The 20910-nt window shown below is 42.9% G+C and carries 10 protein-coding genes; all 10 read right to left on the reverse strand.

What is annotated here, in order from left to right; genetic code table 11:
* Positions 1 to 17: 17 nt before the first annotated feature.
* The 10 genes from ACMH5P_RS05780 to yidD all read right to left on the reverse strand — a co-directional run bounded on the left by ACMH5P_RS05780 (position 18) and on the right by yidD (position 20817).
* Positions 18 to 1961, reverse strand: a complete 1944-nt coding sequence (locus ACMH5P_RS05780; RefSeq protein ID WP_459493388.1) for a M1 family metallopeptidase — start codon at positions 1959 to 1961, stop codon at positions 18 to 20.
* Between the two features lie 24 nt (positions 1962 to 1985).
* The gene (locus tag ACMH5P_RS05785; RefSeq protein WP_459493389.1) at positions 1986 to 3746 is read right to left on the reverse strand and encodes an acyl-CoA dehydrogenase; all 1761 of its coding nucleotides are present in this window, start codon (positions 3744 to 3746) and stop codon (positions 1986 to 1988) included.
* Between the two features lie 137 nt (positions 3747 to 3883).
* Positions 3884 to 4942 carry a DUF4249 domain-containing protein gene (locus tag ACMH5P_RS05790; protein ID WP_459493390.1) on the reverse strand — a complete coding sequence of 353 codons (1059 nt, stop codon included), beginning with the start codon at positions 4940 to 4942 and terminating at the stop codon, positions 3884 to 3886.
* Positions 4942 to 7446 (reverse strand): TonB-dependent receptor, encoded by a 2505-nt coding sequence (locus ACMH5P_RS05795; RefSeq protein ID WP_459493391.1) that lies wholly within the window; start codon positions 7444 to 7446, stop codon positions 4942 to 4944. Before ACMH5P_RS05795 ends, ACMH5P_RS05790 begins: the two co-directional genes overlap by 1 nt.
* On the reverse strand, positions 7443 to 8921 hold the full coding sequence (locus ACMH5P_RS05800) for an FG-GAP repeat domain-containing protein (RefSeq protein WP_459493392.1): 1479 nt from the start codon (positions 8919 to 8921) through the stop codon (positions 7443 to 7445). Before ACMH5P_RS05800 ends, ACMH5P_RS05795 begins: the two co-directional genes overlap by 4 nt.
* Entirely contained in the window at positions 8921 to 12214 is a 3294-nt protein-coding gene (locus ACMH5P_RS05805; protein ID WP_459493393.1) for a VCBS repeat-containing protein, read from the reverse strand. Before ACMH5P_RS05805 ends, ACMH5P_RS05800 begins: the two co-directional genes overlap by 1 nt.
* Positions 12215 to 12224: 10 nt before the next feature.
* Complete coding sequence (locus tag ACMH5P_RS05810) at positions 12225 to 15527, reverse strand: VCBS repeat-containing protein (protein WP_459493394.1); 3303 nt, start codon at positions 15525 to 15527, stop codon at positions 12225 to 12227.
* 101 nt (positions 15528 to 15628) lie between these two features.
* The gene (locus ACMH5P_RS05815) at positions 15629 to 17098 is read right to left on the reverse strand and encodes a RagB/SusD family nutrient uptake outer membrane protein (RefSeq protein WP_459493395.1); all 1470 of its coding nucleotides are present in this window, start codon (positions 17096 to 17098) and stop codon (positions 15629 to 15631) included.
* A gap of 57 nt (positions 17099 to 17155) precedes the next feature.
* Positions 17156 to 20155 carry a SusC/RagA family TonB-linked outer membrane protein gene (locus tag ACMH5P_RS05820; RefSeq protein ID WP_459493396.1) on the reverse strand — a complete coding sequence of 1000 codons (3000 nt, stop codon included), beginning with the start codon at positions 20153 to 20155 and terminating at the stop codon, positions 17156 to 17158.
* Positions 20156 to 20607: 452 nt separating this feature from the next.
* On the reverse strand, positions 20608 to 20817 hold the full coding sequence (yidD, locus tag ACMH5P_RS05825) for a membrane protein insertion efficiency factor YidD (protein WP_459493397.1): 210 nt from the start codon (positions 20815 to 20817) through the stop codon (positions 20608 to 20610).
* Between the last annotated feature and the right edge of the window lie 93 nt (positions 20818 to 20910).

A 20910-nucleotide genomic window follows, 5' to 3' on the forward strand; every position in this document is an offset into this window, starting at 1 on the left:
GCATCGGGGCTTTTTTGTTAGTTGGCTTTCGGTGCTTTGTAAGCAACCGGTTTCCACGTATTATTCTTTCCGTTGATGTCTGGGAAGACATGGTCCGGATCGATGGTTACAGATTTGATAGGCAAATTGGTCGCTGTCTTGAATGTCCAAGAACCGCCACGCTGCCAGATTTCCACTGGGAAGTTGAAGCGCTCTTTCGCACCACCCGCAACTTCTACCTCAACAATCGCTGGCATCGCCATTTTGTCTAGGTTTTCAATCGTTACGAGAGCTCCCTTCGCAGGGTCTTGATCGATGTAAACCACATCTTTCACGGATTGATCAAGTTTCCACAATTCGTAGAACCAAGCACGCCAGAACCAGCCCAAATCTTCACCGGCTCCGTCTTCCATCGCACGGAAGAAGTCACGAGGAGTTGGGTGTTTGAATGCCCAATGCTTAATGTAGTTACGGAAAGCATAATCAAAACGATCCGGTCCTAGAATGTTCTCACGTAAAATACGTAAACCAAAACCCGGTTTATTGTAAGCTTCCCAACCCAAATTACGCGCTTGAATCACATCCGGAATGCTCATGATCGGATCCGCCTCCGCACGGAAGATACGAGGGGCCAACTGGTGCATATCGAACTTCGGATTCTTATATTCTCCTTTGTTGAACGCATCCGTTGAATAGAAATTAATAAAGGTATTAAAGCCTTCATCCATCCAAGCAAATTTACGCTCATTATTTCCCACGATCATAGGGAACCAGTTATGACCAAATTCATGATCAGTTACCCCCCAAAGTGAGGCCGTCTCATCGCGGTATCCACAGAAGATAATGCCTGGATATTCCATCCCAGAAACGATACCCGCCACGTTGGTCGCCACGGGATAGGTGTATTCATATAACCAATTTGAATAATGCTCAATCGATGCTTTCACATATTCCGTTGAACGCGCCCAAGCTTTTTCTCCATCGGACTCCACCGGATAAACGGAAACGGCTGTCGCCTTTTTACCGCTCGGCAAATTAATCATCGCCGCATCTTGAATGAAGGCTTTAGACGAAGCAAAGGCAACATCACGGGCATTCTTACAAGCAAATTTCCAAGTCAAACGATCCTTGGCAGGACGAGAGGACGCTTCTTTTACCTCAGCAGCTGAACGAATGATCACCGTTTTTTCAGACGTTTTCGCAGCAGCCCAACGCTTCATTTGCTCGGCTGTGTAAACTTCCGCAGGATTTAATAATTCACCAGAACCCACTACGATGTGAGACGCAGGAACGTTAATCGAGTATTCGAAATTTCCATATTCTAAGTAGAACTCGCCTGCTCCCAAATAAGGCAATACATTCCATCCTTCGATGTCATCATAGACACACATGCGTGGGAACCACTGCGCTACCGTGTAGATATCTCCATTTTTCGTCTCTTGAATACCCATGCGGTCGGAACCGTTTTTAGGGGACGTGAATGAGTAAACGATTTTGATTTTAGCGATGCCTGTTTTCTCCGACAAAGGTGCGGCCAGACGAATCTGCATCCGCGTATCTTCCACGATGTATTTGGCAGGTTGGCCATCAACCAAGACGCTCTCAATTTGATAACCACCATCGAACCCTACGTTCCCAAAACGACCACCTAAAACAGGCGTTGTTTTGCCACCGCGTGAATTGGTGTTGAATGAGTTTTGGTCTAATTGTAACCAAAGAAAAGGAAGTTTATCCGGCGAGTAATTCTTGTAGGTAATTTCTACATCGCCCGAAATTTTGTGCTTGGTATCGTCTAATGAAGCCGAAATCTTGTAATCAGCTACATTCTGCCAATATGCAGGACCTGGAACACCTGCCGCGGAGCGAGCGGAAGAAACGGGACCATAGTTCCATAATGGATGGAATAATTCGTACGCATTATATTGCGCTGAAACTTGCAAAGAGCCTAACAAAAGACCGAATGCCAAAAGCTTTTTAAGCATAGTGATGAAGGTTAAAGTCTATAATTATTCAAAAATCGTCAAAATCTCATCGTCAAGCAAACGTTTTGTTAAACCAAGTGCTTTCGGAACCTCATAATGATAGAAAAACTTCATCGTATGAATCTTATCTTGATAGAATGATTTTTCAGGTGAATCCAGTTTAGCAGCCGCCACAATCCCTTGCTTCAGCCATTGCCAAGCCACCACAATCAAACCAAATAGTTCCATATACAGGGTAGAATCCGCCAAGAAAACATCCGGCTGACCCGCTTTGCTCAATTTATGCATCGTCACTTTATTAAGACTCGCAAGCTCTGTGGCCAATGCCTCCGCATAGGGCTTCGTCATTTCATGCTGCATCCCTTGTTGGATATCCGCCTGAATCTGCTTCACCAAAGCCTGTACCGCTTTACCTTGGGCACTTGGAATTCCGCGACCTAATAACGTCAAGCCATGAATACCCGTCGTACCCTCATAAATTGACATAATCCGTACATCCCGTGCCATTTGCTCCAAAGGAAAATCCTCAGTGTATCCATAGCCACCTAAAACCTGTAAACCTTGATTGACCGACAAGATTCCCATTTCGGCCGGATAGGTTTTCGCGACTGGGGTCATGAGATCGAGAAGTAATTGGGCTTCCAACTTCTCTTCGCCTTCGAGGCATTTGGATAGATCCTCCCAAAGGAAACATTGGAATAGAAGACCCATGGCTCCTTCGACGATCGATTTTTGGTAATACAACATGCGTTGTACGTCCGGGTGATTTTGAATGAGTGTCGGCGGGGTTTCTGGATCTTTATTGGTCAACTTTCTTCCTTGGCTCCGCTCGGACGCATATTGTTTTGAGAAATGATAGGCCGCCGATGCAATGTAAGCACCGCCCATTCCCACGCCAAGGCGCGCTTCGTTCATCATTTGGAACATGTAGGAAAGACCTTTGTTGGGCTCCCCGACTAAATACCCAATTGAATCCCCTTTATCCCCAAAGGAAAGGTGTAAGGCTGGTGTTGCCTTTTGGCCCATTTTATGGTAAAGTCCCATCGAAATAACCTCATTGGAAACCCACTGCCCATTTTCTTGTCGGCGCTTCGGAACCACAAAAAGCGAAATACCTTTTGTACCCTTAGGCGCACCTTCCAAGCGTGCCAATACCAAGTGAATGATGTTTTCTGAAAAGTGATTATCACCCCCTGAAATAAATATTTTTTGACCTTTGATGGAATAAGTTCCATTGCCCAAATCCTTTGCTGAAGTTGTCACGTCGTTCAACGAACTGCCCGCTTGGGGTTCGGTTAAACACATGGTTCCAGTCCATTTTCCGGATAGCATATTGGGAACAAAGGCTTGCTTCAATTCCTCGGAACCAAAGCTCGCAATCAAATGCGCCGCACCATTGCTTAATCCCGTAAACATAACGATAGAATTATTGGCTGCTCCACGGATAAATTCATGGGCTCCGCCGACAATCGATGGTAATTGTTGGCCCCCTTTTTCATAGGAAAATGTGGCTCCAATCATACCCGATTCCCCCATTTCTTTCACATAAGCCTCAACGCTTGGATGTACCTGAACAGTACCGTCAACAAGTTCTGCTTGCTTGCGATCAGAATCTACATAATGGGGACGAAGGTGGCGCTCCGCGATCTGCTCGGCGGAATCCAACACCATATCAAACATATCAGGTGCATAATCCGCATATCGGGGATATTGGCACAAAGATCCATAATTGAATACCTCTTTCAGAATGAAGTCGAGGTTACGGCGGTCATATTCTCTCGGCATAAATTTTCAGTTTAGATGGAAACAAATTTGCAGAGAAAAAATTTATTATGCAAGCATACTATATTTTACATCGAAACGCTACCTTTGGCAATCCTTCCCGGTTTGCCAAAGGTAAAGCCACAGAAGTAAAAAAACGATCAATAAGCTGGTAAATTTAACCCGATATTGTAAGGAATCCAGGCTGCTTTCCGACAATCCCACAGGGGATAATTTTTATACCGAATGTTATTGAATTCGACGTAATTGACCAGTTTATTGTAAGTCTCGAAGGGGATCCCATTGTATCGATCGACGGTCAAACGTGATTTCGTTTTTCCGGCTACTATAAAGTAGCCCAATACCTGTTGGTCCGGATTATTCAAACATTTCAAATTCCCAATAATCTGCGCAGGTACCTTATCGAAAATCCCGCCACCCAATTTACGCTGATCCTCCTGGCGCTGCCAATAGGTATGTGTGGCCTTGTCCACCGAATAAACCTCTAATTGCACAACCCAATCCGTAAAATCACGGTAATCAATGGAACCGAGGGGAAGCTTAATCTTACTGCCGTCGACTAAAAAATCCGTGAGTAAAATGGGTTGGGTATTTTGAGGGGCTTGCCAACATTTACAATCACAAGCAGGAACCGGTGCTGGTGGCGGCGGTGGTTCTGGACAAGTAGTCAAAAACTGAATGAAATCTTGACGCTTGATGAAATAATAATTTTCAACCTGCTTTTTATCTGACACATAGCCAGCTAAATCAAAGCGTATATTTTCAACTTTTTCGGCCGTCACAAATGTATAATCCAAACCCTCTGCCGCTGTAGGTGATGATAGCGTTTGCCAATCCGAGGCAATGTCTTGACCGGCTTTGGTCATGATCTTCAACTGGTATTTTTTGCCTATGATGCCGACAAACGAGCTAGGAGTCTGGTAATATCCTTTAGTAGTCTCCTTGAGACTTATCGCAGCTCCTGACGCATCCACGATGCGAACATCCGCACCCTGAATTGCTTGTCCTTGAAACTCCGTCACATCAAAGGGTGAATATCCCGAAGTATAATTCAATCGAACCGAATAGGGCCCAGCCATATTGGTCATTTCACCATAGACGACAATGGCATTGCTCAAATTTTGCGTCTTAAAGTCGGTGATCTCCGTTTCACAGGCCATCAACAACAACATCCATGAAAATAGTAAAAGCCTTTTCATTAGAATTTAAAGTTATAGGTGATGGATGGTATGGCAGATCCCAAGACAGACAGCTGATACGTTCGTGCTTGATTAATTAATCCCGTCGACGAACGGAAAAAAATCGAATAGGCATTTTGTCGGGCGAGTAAATTATAAACCGAAAAATTCCAGCTTCCCTGCCAACGTTTTCCTTCCTTCGGCTCAATCGTAAATCCTACATCTAAACGCATGTAAAATGGTATTCGCTCTTGATTTCGTAAGGTAAAACTCGGAGAGGAGTAACCATCCAAAACCGGTGCGATCGTCGTGCCGCTTAAATAGGTAAATGTACTTCCATTATACACATAGCTATTGGGTTGATAACCCGGCCGCGGAAAATTACCCGATGCATATTCATAATCATATAAATCATTGTAAGCATAAACCTTATAGCGAGCATTGGGATAGGTGATCGGTCGGCCAGATGTATAAGTAAAATTCGCATTAAACGATATCCGTTTGGTCAAACGATTATTTAACACAAATTTGAAGTTATGCGGCATGTCAAAATTGGCCGGAAATTCTTTCCCAAAATTCGCCGCCGGCTGATTTTCATTCTCCTCAATCAGACGAAAAGAACGCGCATAGGTATATGAAACCCACCCCGTCAATCGCGTTCCTCTTGCCTTCTTCAAGAAAAATTCAGCTCCATACGCACGGCCCTTACCCACAAGCAACTGAGTCTCCACCGTCGGATTCAAGTACAAGGCAGCCCCGTCGATGTAGTCAATCACATTCGATAAGCGCTTGTAATAAAACTCCGCCGAAGCCTCGAAGACGGCATTTTGGGCATTCGTAAAATTCTTAAATAGACCCATTGAATATTGATCCGCCACTTGCTGAGGTAAATAGGGATTCGAATTCTTCCAAATATCCACTGGCGAAACCGCCATCGTATTTGACAACAAATGCATAAACTGCTGCATCCGATTAAATCCAAATTTAACGGATGTGTTCGTATCCAATTTAACGGCCAATGAAAGACGTGGCTCAAAACCTCCATACGATTGAATCACATCGCCCGAGGCATATTGAAGCGTATCCATGATGGAATTGAAAACTCGAGGAATACCCGGTTTATATTGAATGAATTTTTGCGGTCCCACCAACTGATAGTAGGCATACCGTATACCATAATCTAAACTCAAACGTTTTCCGATGGGCAAACTATGTCCCACATAAACGGCCATCTCGCGTGAACTTTCCGCTTGCATGGGGAAGGTGTTAACGACTGACTTCTCCGCATTCGGACGAAAAGTTCCCGCATCATTTTGATAGGCGTTAATCTCCGCACCAAAATCAATTCGTCCCCGCTCTTTCAGATCCAGACTCAAATCTTCCCGTAACGTTTTCTGGCTAATCGAAGGCCGCCAAGTGAACTCGTAACCTGATTTTAAACCATCAATTCCGTACGAATAATCACTTGTAAAAGCCGTAAAATGATGTGACCAATTCTTCCAAAGCGCGTGGTGCTGAAAACTCAAGGTCTTCGTTTGCCATGAATAAAGTGTGTCGGACGCAAATTTGAAGCCGTCGTGACTGATGTAGCCCGACAAAGATATCCGTTGGTTTTCCCCAATCCGGTGTGTCAACTTAAAATTCACGTCGTAAAAATCGGCCTTACTTTTCTGCAAGGAAGGATTCGGAAAATAACCCAAATAGAAGTCGGACAAAGAACCCCGCGCACCTAAAATCAAGGAGGTTTTGCCCTTCACTAAAGGACCATCAATTAACAAACGACTCGAAATAGGACCTACCCCACCTTGCAAACTCCATTTATCGAAATTTCCTTCTTTTACCCGAACGTCTAACACAGATGAGGCCCTGCCGCCGTACATGCTCGGGATACCGCCCTTGTAAAGACTTAAATCCTGAACCATGTCGGCATTAAATCCTGTGAAAAAACCAAATAAATGGGAGGTATTAAACAGAGGAACGCCATCTAATAAAACAAGATTTTGATCGACGTTGCCACCCCGGACGTTGAATCCCGAAGCACCTTCCCCTACGGTAGAGACGCCTGGCAACAACATAATGGACCGAATGACATCGGCCTCGCCCATCAGATTGGGTAATTTTTTGAGTGTCTTGCTCGACATCTTTTCCACCCCCATGATGGTTCGATTGACATTCGCGTCCGACTTCTCCGCGGAGATGACTACCTCATCTAAAATCTGTTCTGATTTCTCCAAGAAGACGCTCATGCTCGCATTTTCTTTCAAATCAACTTTCCCGGTTTTGAATTTGTAACCCAAACTTCGGAAAACCATTTGATAGGACCGTGAGGGAAGCGTTACCGAAAAATGACCCGTGGAATCGGTTCGCGCGCCGATCGATAATCCCGAAAACAAGACAGACGCACCTTCAATTGGCACCTTGGTTTCCATATCTTGAATGGTGCCTGAAAAAATAAAATAACCTCTTTTTTGACCAAACGAAACGAATGAAATCAACAGGCAAACCAATAGAAATATCTGCCTCATTTCGTTTTATTTCGCAAGATTAAAATTCCTTTAGCATTCTTCCATGCCGGATCAAAAGCACCCGCAGGGAATTTCGCCACAGCATGGCTTCCTAACACGACATCCAAATCACCATCGCCTTCAATATCGGCAATATCCATCACCGACCAGCGACCTAGATGATTTACAGGAATCGTCATTTGGGCAAATTGCTTACCCATATTTTTAAAATAAATCAATCCCTCGGCCGGACGTTTTTCCACGTCTGGGAACAGGGCAATGGATAACATATCTAAATCCCCATCCTGATCAACATCAGCCAGCATCACTTTGGTTGCGCCATTTTGAGCGTAAAATGCCTGTTGCTTGAAGCGCATTTGACCTTGATTCGTATAGACATAAACCCCATGGTAAGGTTTTAAAATCGTTGAGAAATCTGCATTATCTCCCGCCGTACAAACAATATCCAAATCCCCATCAGCATCTACATCGCCCATATCAAAGGAACTTGTTCCATATATCGATGGGAAACGCATTAACATCCGCTCCTCAAATTTCAGCCCCCCTTTGTTCGAGTAAAGCATAATTCGCTCATCCCCTTGGGCAAAAAGCGCCACAATATCCAAACGTCCATCACCATCAAAATCGCGAACATCGACATGGGTCGCACCCGTTTGGGGATTCAGGACCTGCTTATTCCAAGTTTTTCCCTGCTTCGCCCATACAGTCATTCCACCTTCCTTGAATCCGAACTCACTGGAAATTAACTCCTCTTGACCATCGCCATTTAGGTCAACGGCTTTCAATTCAATTGGGCGATTAAGACCCTTGATTAAACTCGTCGGGGAATCGCCCCCATACACTTGAACGGAACCATTGACATCCGGATTCGCCTGGGTCGTTGTACCAATAAACGTAAATAGATATTGTCCTTTCCAAGGCTCCACATAAGTCAAGGCATCCTGATTTTCCAATTGCTTCAAGGGTTTTCCTTTGGCATCCAAAAGCCAAATCACGCGATTCGATTGATCCCCAGCAATGATCTGGTGTTTCTTCGAATCAATACGAACAGCTGTAAAATTGGGGATTGTCGCTTTGGGTAAAGCGACCGACAAATCTTCGATGGAGAATAAAGAATTCTCTACGGGAAGTGCCGCATAAGCTGGAAACGTTAATCCATTAGGGGACTCGGTCAAATAATATTCCTTGATTTTCTCCCAGTCATCGTCGGGGATCAACTGAGAAGCTGGGCGCAAAATGGCATAATCGGAAAGTGGCTTTTCCAACTGGTCAATCTCATGCGAAACTCCTAGCATAATTCCCATGTACGGAAGTGTCGAATATTTCCATACATTTTGAGGCAATAAGGCAGGGCTAGGCAATAAGTGGCATGACTGGCAGTATTGTTTCGCTAATTGTTCCCCTTCCTTTACGTCAGGTTTGCAAGACGCAAACGTCAGAAAAAATACCGCCAGTAAGCCGTAAATGATACGCATCAATACAAGCGTTTAAAAATTTGCATATTCGCCGAGTTACGTGTCACAAAGAACAAGGGACCTTTTGGCGTATGTACAATCTTGATATCACGAACATCACCATCCTGTAAGAATCCTGTTTCCGTAGGAATCATTGGACTAAATCCACCCTTGCCATTTCCTTTCAAAATCAATCCAAAGAAGGCATCATAGCGTGCCTGGTACATCGATGCTCCATTGAAATTGCCGCCTAACAAGACATCCAAGTTCCCATCCTGATCCACATCCTCTGTGCGAAGTACCATGACTTTGGAAACTTGCGCCAATGCCGGCAAGAAATGCATCTCAAATTTCCCTTTTCCTTTATTCTCGATATATACCGACTCAAAGGTATTCACCATACGCTCCGTGGCATCTTTCAATTCGTCATCGCCAAACAAATCTTCCAACGTATTCCCAGCAAATTCATTGTATTTCGTGTACTTCTTATTGATGATACTTGGAATCTGCTTACCCATTTCATCTTTGCTGTTGATCGGGAACCAATCATCCCCGCGATTGTAGGAAATGATATGCTCTTCGGTTTCATTTTTATCAATGTCTTTAATCAACATGCGCAACTTGCCATCTACTTGCTTGCGTAATTTGGTATTTGTTCCAAGATTCCCCACGACGAAATCGACATCCCCATCCTTGTCAAAATCGCCACTCGTCAATCCACCCCAAAATCCGGTAAATTCCTCCAAACCATTCTCAATCAGACTAAATTTACCCTTCTGATTTTCGTAAGTCTTGATCGGCATCCAATCCCCAACAACCGTTAAATCTTGATCACCATCCTTATCAATATCCGCCCATATCGCCTCTGTCAACATCCCCGCCTCACGCAAGTCGGGCGCCAAAGCCTGCGTACGATCCGCGAATTGGCCTTTGCCATTATTCACCAATAAATAAGATTTTGGCGAATAGCCATAATGATACCCTACGACACGACCCCCTACGAATAAATCGATATCTCCATCGCGATCAAAATCGCATGGTCGCACAACGGATTTATTATCATACATCGCGGGCAAAGCCTTGAAATCGCGCGTGAAATTTCCTTTTCCATCGTTTTTATACAGACGGTCAAATTGTTCAGGCATCTTATCGTAAAACTCATTTCCACCCGTAACCACGTATAAATCTAAATCCTTGTCGCCATCCGAATCAAAAAACAAGGCATCCACATCTTCGTAAATACTATCGACCTTAAATGAGGTTTGCGGAGACAAGGCAAAGCCGTTGGTTTTTTGAACATACAATTGACCTGCCTGGTATTTCGCACCACCCACATAGAAGTCTTCCAAACCATCGCCATTCACATCACCCACAGCTAGTTTTGGTCCTTCAATCGATACTTTAAACGGAACCAAAAGCTCACGATTAAAATCAAAATAAGTATTTTCCTGATGTAAATAAGGGATGTTAATGCTATTCGTCACCTCCTCAAACATCGGTTTGGTCAGAATGAAGAATTGATAATCATTCACCGACATCTGTGCATTCTTCTGATCTAATGTCAATAATTCATTGATCTTCGGGTTCTTGATTATCTGCATTTTCTCATTTTCCCAAATGACGATCAACGAATCAACTTGGGTCAATTGTCCAATACCAAATAATAAAGTCGGCTCCACCGAACTCATAAATCCACGCGTAGGCATCATTTGCTGAAGCTGCTGCCCGTCCTTCGTTTTCAAGATTACTTTCGCACCAATCCCGAAGGTATTCATGCCCTCTCCTTTGAATTTCACCTTCACGAAATTATTCTTCAACAATTCCCGCGAGTGGTTTTCATAGATACCAGCCGGCTCATTCAAATTATTCGAAATCAAATCCAAATCCCCATCATTATCCAAGTCGGCATAGGAGCTACCATTCGAAATTCCTTCCTCTTCAAATCCCCAAGTCAAAGATTTATCCTTGAATCGTAAATCTTTGGAGCCTTGGAAAAGGTAATTGTGAACCTTTCCACTTGGCATTAAATCAATGGCCTGTTGGTCTAATTTATGCGAAGTCGGTAAACCGTAGTGCAAAGAATCCCCTATCACAAATTTCAAATAATCCAAGTCATTTGGCCGACGTAGGATTCCGTTCGAAACGAAAATATCCTTTAAGCCATCCCCATCGTAATCGGCCATCAAGGTGCTCCAACTCCAATCCGTGGCAGCTACACCTGAGGAAGCAGCGATGTCGGCAAATTTTTGACCGCTCATGTTTAACTGCAAGCAGTTCCGACTGTATTGATTGAAATAACCGAACTGTAACTTGTACATGTAGATATCCAAAGGATCCTCTCCCACCGATGATTTCTCTACTTTTTCGTCCTCGGGATACATGTCCAAGGTCATGACGTCTTGATACCCATCGTTGTTGATATCGGCAATGTCTGAACCCATGGAGAAGCGACTCAAATGTTTGAAATGCTCCTTGATGCCTTCTTTATAGGTGCCGTCTTTTTGGTTGATGTAATAATAATCATCCTCATGGAAGTCGTTGCTGACATAGATATCGAGCCAACCGTCATTGTTCAAATCCGCAACTGAAATTCCCAATCCATATCCCATCGCCGCTTGGTAGATTCCGGATTCTGCGGAGATGTCTTTAAACTTGCCGCCGTCGTTACGGTATAGGTAATCGCCAGCTTCATTATCCTTCAACATACGCGTATTCACACGATCGTATGAACGGGTATTGTGAACGGCGTGGTTTAGCAAATAACAATCCAAGTCGCCATCCTTGTCGTAATCAAAGAATGCGGCCTGCGTAGAAAATCCTGTAAAATCTAGGCCATATTCATTCGCCTTCTCTGTGAACGTATTATCTCCATTATTGATGTAAAGCTCATTCGAACCCTCCATCCCTTTAAAATTACTCACTGAGCAAACATAAATATCAATGTAACCATCTCCATTGACATCGGCCATGGTGACACCCGTTTTCCAGTCAGAGAATCCCTCAATCCCCGCCTTCACCGAGATATCTTCAAACTCCATGTTACCCTTATTCAGGTACAATTTATTCTTGCCTTGGTTTGAGGTAAAGAACAAATCGACCAAGCCGTCGTTATTGATATCCCCGGAAGCAACTCCTCCTCCATTGTAAAAATAGAGGTAATCCAGGATATTGAAATCAGGGGTTTCCTTGATTTGATTGGTGAAATCAATGTGTGTTTTCGAGGCAGGCAATTTCTCGAACAATTGCACGTCATCGCCTGATTTACATGAAAGAAAACCGATGGATAAAATGAAAAATGCGAGATACTTGTTCATAGACTACTTATTATTTTACTTGAAACACTTGTGCTTTGTCATTGTTTTTAGCGAGGATAACAAAATTCCCTCCTTTTGATTTCGCGATAGACATCTTGCGAACCTGACCACGCGTCTGGAAGCCGGTCTCTTTTGATCGTTGCGCAACGAATTTCCCTTTACCTAGTCCTTTCAGCATCAAACCATACATGGCGTCGAAACGACCCCATTCAGGCAATGAATCGAAGAAGTTTCCGGCTAAGAGGATATCTACCTTTCCATCGTGATCAAAATCAGACACCTCAATTCCCCGAATCGGAGAAAATTGTGCTTCATAAGGCAATGCCTGAAGGCTAAAATTACCTTTTCCATCATTGATTAGGAAGGCCGATTCAGTCGTTGTGATTTGGCGAAGAACCATCCCCTCACGTTGATCATCGGAATACAATTCCTCTACCGTCTTGTTCGCATAATCTTTGTACTTGATGAACTTCTGCTTGATGGCCGGTGTCGCCCGCTGCAATTCCCCTTTCAAGACCATCGGGTAGGAATTACCATCTTCAGTTACGCACGAGATAATCTGTTCCACGGTACCATTTTTATCGAAGTCATTGACTGATAGTGTAGCTGGGAATTCAGCTGAAGCCTTGATTTTTGAATTCAGGCCAAAGTTCCCCGCAATGAAATCCATGTCGCCATCGCCATCGATATCCGCAGGTTTCAAACATCCCCAAAGTCCCTCTGAGCCGGGTACCATTTCTTGCTTCACGAGTTTACGTCCGCGTTCGTTTTTGAACACTACAATTCCACCCCAATCCTGAGCCACGACCAAATCCGCATAACCATCTTTGTTCACATCGGCCCATTCCGCATCCGTCACCATGCCTAACTCGGTAATTTCTGGCATGAAACGTTTCGAATAATTTTTGAAGCCACCTGTTCCGTCATTGATATACAAATTACTGCTAGGGCTAAATCCATATTTGCTTGAAATCATTCGAGAACCCACGAATAAATCGAGATCTCCATCGTGATCCATATCGGCTGCTGTTGCGCATGATCCATTCTCAAAGATTGTTGGGAAGCGTAAATCACGCTTGAAATTCCCTTTACCATCATTCAAATACAATAAATCATGTAACTCAGGCGCATTCACCTCAAACTCATTACTTCCCGTCACCACAAATAGGTCGAGATCCTTGTCGCCATCCGCGTCAAAGAATAAGGCATCCGTATTCTCCGTGGTTTGGTCTAAATTGAAGTCGGCCTGCGCACTCTCCTTAAACTGCCCATTCGCTTGCTGAATAAACAATTGTTTCTTTTGGCCGGCAGCTCCTCCCATATATAAGTCATCCAAGCCATCGCCATTCACATCTCCCACGGCCATGGCTGGCCCTTGAGTGGAGAATTTTTGCTTCAATAATACATCACGGTCCCAATCGTTGAAGAGACTTTCTTGATGGGTATAATTTAATCTTGTCGATGTAACATCTGCGAAATATTGCTTGGCTACAAAGGGTGAATAGTTGAATTGTTGGGATGCTTTCTGGTAATCGAGTGTTAAGACTTGATCTGCTTTCACCGACTTCAAAACTTGCATCTTGTCGTCCGGCCAAATGATCTGAAGTGAATCGATTTTCCCATTTTGACCTAAACCAAATAGCATCTGATGATCACTCGAGGACTGAAAACCACGGTTAGGCATTTGTTGGAGCACCTTGATGTTACCCTGTTGGTATAAAGTAACCTTCGCACCAATTCCATTCAAATTACGGCCAGTTCCCTTTAGATGAATGGTTAAATAATGATTCTTTAATTTTTCGTTCGTCTTATTTTTAAATACAGACAAAGGAGCGTTCACGTTATTCACCACTAAATCCAAATCACCGTCGTTATCCAAATCGCCATAGGCAGAACCGTTCGAAAATCCAGGTCCTTCCAATCCCCAAGATTTTGCTTGGTTTGAGAACTTAAGGCTTCCTTCATTTTTGAAGGCGTAGTTCGGAATAGGTACGGATGAAATTTTGTCGGTAAATTCCTTGTAGTCGAACTTCTTCCCGTTCAACATCTGTTGCATTGTATTGCGATCACCTAAGAAATCCACGAAATCCTGATCGGTCAAATCTTTGGCAATTCCATTCGCCACGAAAATATCCTTTTGACCATCGTTGTCCATATCGAAGATCAATGCACCCCAAGACCAATCGGTCGCATGTACGCTTGCTAATTGGCCAACTTCACTGAAAGTACCGTCTCCGTTATTTAACTGGAGGTTATTACGCATGTATTGATGCCAAAAGCCGCGTTTCAACTTAAGTTCAACCAGGTTATATCCCTCAAAGATGGATGTCGTTTTCAAACGACGATCATCGCCAGGAAGCATGTCGGTCACAAAGATATCGAGGTTTCCGTCGTCGTTGATATCCGCGATATCGGCTCCCATGGAACTCAAGGAGGTATGCGGCATTTGATTTTCTAGATCCTCTTTAAAAGTTCCATCGTGTTGATTGATGTACAAATAATCACGTTCGTAGAAATCGTTTGATATATAAATATCGGGCCAGTTGTCGTTATTCACGTCCCCGATTGTAATTCCTAAACCAAAACCGATTAAGCTGCCATAGATGCCTGCTTTTTCGGAAACATCCGTAAACTTGATGCTCTTGCCGTCTGGACTGTCATTGCGGAACAATTTGTCGCCGCCTAATTTATCACGCATATCGCGCAGGTTGGTATATCCTAACTTGTCGATGGGTGTGAAGCTGTTGTTCAATAGATACATATCTAGATCCCCATCACGATCGTAATCGAAAAAGGCAGCGTGTGTCGAAAGACCGCCGTCTTCTAGGCCAGCTTCTTTGGCCATTTCTTTGTATTGTGGAATGCCACCTTTGATTCCTTGATTGATGTATAATTGATTACCACGAGCGTCACGTGAACCTGAGTTACACACGTAGATATCCATGAGACCGTCACCGTTCACATCGGCGAAAGTTACGCCGGTCGACCAGAATTTTTTACCCACAATACCTGCTTGTTTGGTAATATCCTCGAAGTGCATTCCCCCTTTATTAAGGTAGAGTTTGTTGTCCTCGAAATTTGAGGTGACGAATAAATCGGATAATCCATCGTTGTTAACATCTCCTATGGCAACTCCGCCTCCGTTATAGAAATTTCGGTAATTGAAGATGTTGAATTCTTTCTTCTCCAAACTACGGTTGACAAAGTCAATACCAGTTTCAGATGCAGGTAATTCTTCGAAGAGGGTATCTTCTTTGGTTGAGCAAGCGAAGGCTAAAAAAGCAACGCTACAAAGGAGTACAAAATGCTTCATGGAACGATCAAAAATGGACTGCAAAAATACAAAAAAGGCCTTAGATATAAAATAAAAAGGCAGAACCAATGGCTCTGCCTTTTTACTAAATTAAGTACGAATTAATACCCAGGGTTTTGTTTCAACAATGGGTTCGCATCGATACGTGGTTGTGGAATTGGGAACAACTCACGAGTCTTGTTTAAATTCTTCATGAACTTACGCTCTAAAGAGAATGTACCGAAACGAATCATATCGTTACGTCTCCATCCTTCCCATGCAAACTCACGACCACGCTCAGCTAAGATATCAGCTGCAGTTAACGAAGTCAATGGATCTACACCTGAACGCTTACGGATTGTGTTCACGTCAGCTAAAGCTTCAGCAGTTTTTCCTAAACGGAAAGCAGCTTCAGCACGCATCATGATCGCATCAGCCAAACGGAATACTACGTAGTCGTTTGATTGATCCCCGTTCGGGTTGTTCTTTTGAATCTCATATTTTTGCGAACGGATACCAGCAACTTGGAATTCTGGATCTGCATCCGTCATTTGATCCTTGTTGAAGTCAGCGATAAACGCCAATGGAGCACCTTTAGCATCTGTTAATGCAGCACCTGAAGCAGCATATTGCTGACCTTTGATCCACATTGCATTACGTAAATCTTTAGACTCGAATGAGTTATAGAAATCCGCTAATGTACAGAAACCGTTCCAAGGTGAGTTACCCAAACCATATGTTTGTTGGTTTGCATAGTGTAACGTTCTCATTTGGAAGTTCATACCACCTGCTTTGAAGCTATCGAAAGGAATAGTCCAAATATTCTCTCCTGATCCTTCGTTCGCTACGATAAAGTTAGAAACAGTAGAAGAAGATAATGACCAACCGTTTTTCGAGTTGATTACCGCGTTAGCAGCATCATAAGCACCTTGCCAATCTGGAGTACCTGAATAAACACCGGCGTTCAACTTCAACTTAGCTAACAACATACGAGCAGCATCTTGCGTCATACGGGAATAAGCCTTACCAGCAACCAAGTTTGGAATTGCTGACTCTAACTCAGACTTGATGAAAGCATAAACTTCTGCACGCGTTTTAGTACCACCTACTGAAGCATTATCAGTTACGATAGGGACGTTTCCAAACGCGTCAATTGCCATAAAGTAATAGAAAGCACGTACTGCACGTAACTCATCTACTGCTTTTTGGTTTGTCTTAACAACTGGGATCAATTGGTTAATCTGAGAGATGTTACCAAAGATGAATCCCCACATTCCGTTGATAGGACCGTGTTGTGGAGTCCAAGTGTGGCGAGAATATGCCAACCAGTCACCACCATCGTACCAGTCACCACCACGTGTAGGAACGATCAACTCATCTGAAGAAGCCTCACTTGGATTGAACCAATCCCAAGTGATACCACGAAGACCACCGTATGCAGGTCCCAAAGCAGCTGCAATCTGAGCATCTGTTTTCAAGAATTGATCCGCTGGGATCGCATCGTAAACCGGCTCAGTTAAATCTGTACAAGACGATAGGGCTAACGAAGCGAAAACACCTACTGAGAGTACTTTATAGATATATTTTTTCATTTTATTAATAAATTTATTGATTCGATTATTTAACTAATTGAATACGATTTTGTTTGCTTAGAACGAAAGATTTACACCCGCAGTAATCGCACGAGTTTTGTAGTAAGTCTCACGAACGTCGATACCTGGAGCAGCAGCACCAATTGCTAAGTTTTGGCTAACCTCTGGATCAACACCTGAGTAGTTAGTGAACACAGCTAAGTTGTTTCCTGCTACGTAGATACGTGCACGCTTAAACACACCTTTTACAGGCAATGTATAACCGAATGAAGCGTTGTTGATACGTAAAAAGTCACCAGACTCTACATAGTAATCCATTGGGATTGTACGCTCATCATTGATGATTGAAGTCAATGCAGATTTCAATGCACCTGATTCAGCTAAACGACCATCTTGACGACCTAATAACAATGCGTTCGTGTTAACGATCTTAGCACCTAATTGGCTTGTCAATTGGAATTGTAAGTCGAAAGCTTTGTAACGGATGTTTGTAGTCAAACCACCTACGAAAGTAGGGTTAGGATTTCCTAAATACGTACGGTCTTTCGCGTTAGGATCTACTACACCGTCACCGTTCAAGTCTTGGAATACATATTTACCGTTCTCGATTTTAGCAACTTTCGCTCCGTAGAACTCACCTACTGGGTGACCAGCTTGTAATACTGAGAAGTTAACAGCTGATGTACCACGGATAAATGAACCTAAAGAGGTAGACAAGAATACTTGGTCTGGAGCAGCGAATGAATCATTCTTCAATGAAACGATTTCGTTCTTGTTGAATGAAGCAGCTAACGTCGTGGCAATGTTCCAATCCTTGTTCTCAACGATTTGGTAAGTTAATGAAACCTCAACCCCTTGGTTTTGCATCGAACCGATGTTAGCCAACATGGTTGGGTATACATAACCTTTCTCTTGTGGTACGTTTACAGTGTATAACAAGTCTTTTGTCGTACGTGTGTAAACATCTAAGTTACCAGTCAATTTACCTTTGAACAATGAGAAGTCAATACCTCCACCGTAGTTTTCGTTGATCTCCCACTTCAAGTTTGGATTTGGGTTAGATTGGATCGAGTATGCAGGCAAGAAGTCGTTTGCAGAACCATCAAAGTAAGAACCTGACGCTCCGTAGAATGACTTAGATAACAACGGACGAATACCTTCCGAGTTACCTGTTTGTCCCCAGCTAACACGCAATTTCAAGTTATCAATAGTTGCGTTACCTTTCAAGAATGGCTCTTCAGATAATGCCCAACCCACTGAAACTGAAGGGAAGATACCCCACTTGTTGTTATCACCAAATTTCGTAGAACCGTCACGACGAACGTTAACAGTAGCGAAATATTTGTTCAATAATGAATATTGAGCACGTGCTAAGAAAGAAACCAATTTGTATTCATTCTTGTAAGAGAACAACAAGTTTGGATTCGTACGGATACCTAAACCAGCTCCTAAGTTATTTGCTTCGAAGGCATCTGTTAAGAAGTTGTTATTTCCAGCACCGAAACCATCAGCAACTACATCTTGGTATGTGTAACCCGCTAATACGTTCAATGTAGAAACATCGTTCAATTTCTTCGAGTAATTCAAAGTAGTTTCTAATTGTCTATCCGTAATTGAGTTTAACTGACGGTTAGCCGCATTACCACCTACAGTAGCTAATAAGTTACCTGGAGTAGATTTAGCGAAATAAGAACCATCAGCTGTTTGCGTACGCAAAGTTCCTGATACGTTAAATACCAAACCATCTAAGATTGTGTATCCAGCAGAAGCATTAAACAAGAAGTCATGTAAACGTTGCTTGTTTGTCTTGCTTTCAATAGTAGCCAATGGGTTGAAGTTGGCAAATGTTCCAGGAATCTGGAAATAAGTTCCATCCGCATTGTAAACTGGGTCAGTTGGACGCATGTTCATCGCGAAACCTACTGCACGGTTATCTGTAAACTGGTTGTTCGTTTGAGAAGCAGACATGTTTACTTTCATAACCAATTTACCTTCCAATGCTTTCGCATCTAAGTTCAAACGACCTGTTAAACGATCCTTACCTGAACCTTTTAAAGTACCAGTTTGATCTAAATAACCGATGGAAGCACGGTAAGATACGTTTTCAGATCCACCCGAAACACCTACGTTATGGTTTTGAGTTAAAGCAGTTTGCGTAATAACATCTAACCAATCTGTATTTGCTCCTAAATCATCAAATTTTTGACCATATTTAGCAGCAGCAGCACGGAATTCAGCTCCATTTAACAACTCTGGACGTTGTGAGATAGACTCAGAACCTACATAAGCTGAATAATCTACTGAAGGAGTACCTGACTTTCCACGTTTCGTGTTGATCAAGATAACACCATTCGCTCCACGAGAACCGTAGATCGCAGCAGATGAAGCATCACGTAACACGTCCATTGATAAGATATCTTCTGGAGCAATGTTTTCGATCGGAGCACCAATCACACCATCAATTACGTATAGAGGCTCAGAACCTGCGTTCAATGAACCCGTACCACGTAAACGAACAGTAGGACGAGCGTTAGGATCACCAGAAGCCTGTGTGATTACCAAACCAGCAACCTTACCTTGCGCAGCAGCTAATGGGTTTGTTACAACACCGGCGTTGAAATCACGAGAACCTAAAGAAGTTACCGTTCCTGAGATCTCTTTACGCTTTTGTGTACCGTAACCTACGACCACTACCTCTTCTAAAGATTTGTTGTCAGCAGCTAAAGAAACGTTAACAACAGATTTAGAACCTACTGCAACTTCTTTTGACGTGTAACCTACGAAAGAGAATACCAAAGTAGCATTGCCACCTGCATTCACTTTATAGTTACCATTTGCATCTGTTTGAGCACCACGAGTAGTACCTTTCACAGCTACAGAAACACCTGGGATACCTGAGCCATCAGCAGCATCAGTAACTTTTCCCGTTACTACATCTTGAGCAAAAGCACCCAAGGAAATTAACAGTGCTACAGCAACACTAAAAGCTTGTTTGAAGCCTAGGTTACTTACACTTGATCGCACAAGGCGACCCACTCTTTTGTAAGAATGAATCATAAGTGAAAAATTAAGGGTTAAAAATGATTAATGATTCTTTGTGGTTTTGTTTCGACCAAAAACTGCTATGTAAACGTTTAGAGTCCATGGCTAATTTCAAAACCAAGGCAAAAAAAAGAATAAAAAATTGAATAAAAAAATGATTTTCATTAATGAATCGGAGATTCTGCCCAAACAAATAGGACGAAAATTAGAATTTCTTGAAAAGTAGCACAGTGTAGGACAGATTCTCGAAATAATCTAATTTATACTTATATATATTCAGCAAGGTATATTTAGCTCCTGAATGTGCCTAAAAATGCTCAAAAGGGATTGTATTTTTTCAATAGAAAATTTTTTGAAAAAAAATCAAATTATTTATCGGCAATGAATTACCTGTCAAGAATTTGATCAAAAACGGAATAATCCAATTTGTTGTATTTTTTGGACAGTGCTAAACTGTTCAACTCCCATTAGGGCAGCGGATCATAGCCACTTCCACCCCAAGGATGACAGGAGGAAATACGTTTAACGCTGAGTCGAAAACCCTTTAAAAAGCCATACTTCATAAAGGCCTGCTTAGCGTATTCCGAACAGGTGGGCTGATATCGACAAGCGTTAGGAAGGAATGGAGAGATGCCCCCCTGGTAAATTTTGATCAATAAGATAAATATATACTTCATCCAACATGCTTAATTAGGCTTTCAAGTTACAGAGTTTCCTGTAAATAAAGAGAATCAGCCCTTGATTTAAAAAACGATTTAAGCTAAATTGCT

The organism is Aquirufa sp. 5-AUSEE-100C1 (assembly GCF_054558655.1).